1 rRNA gene is annotated in these 655 nt (G+C 52.1%); it reads left to right on the forward strand.

Annotated features, from left to right (window positions below):
• Positions 1-30 precede the first annotated feature (30 nt).
• Positions 31-655: ribosomal RNA gene (locus EKL30_RS18725) — 23S ribosomal RNA — on the forward strand; the annotation flags it as partial.

Here is a 655-nt window from a genome sequence, read left to right on the forward strand (position 1 = left end):
CAAGTGTTCTTATAACCTATAGCGTTATAGGATCAAGCGACTAAGTGCACATGGTGGATGCCTTGGCGATTACAGGCGATGAAGGACGTGGTAGCCTGCGTAAAGCGGTGGGGAGCTGGCAAACAAGCTTTGATCCACCGATCTCCGAATGGGGCAACCCACGGCAGCGATGCCGGATCCGGCGCTCAATACATAGGCGCCTGGAGGCGAACCGGGTGAACTGAAACATCTCAGTAGCTCGAGGAAAAGAAATCAACCGAGATTCCGAAAGTAGCGGCGAGCGAAATCGGACCAGTCTTGACGTTTTAGCGTTAACGATAGTCGAACGGAATGGAAAGTCCGGCCGTAGCAGGTGATAGCCCTGTAGGCGAAATCGTTTTCGTGGAACTAGGCGTCAGAGAAGTAGGGCGGGACACGTGAAATCCTGTCTGAAGATGGGGGGACCATCCTCCAAGACTAAATACTCGTAATCGACCGATAGTGAACCAGTACCGTGAGGGAAAGGCGAAAAGAACCCCGGAAGGGGAGTGAAATAGATCCTGAAACCGTGTGCATACAAACAGTAGGAGCGGGCTTGTTCCCGTGACTGCGTACCTTTTGTATAATGGGTCAGCGACTTACATTCAGTGGCAAGCTTAACCGAATAGGGAAGGCG

Source organism: Candidimonas sp. SYP-B2681, assembly GCF_003971065.1.
Lineage (GTDB): Bacteria > Pseudomonadota > Gammaproteobacteria > Burkholderiales > Burkholderiaceae_B > Pollutimonas.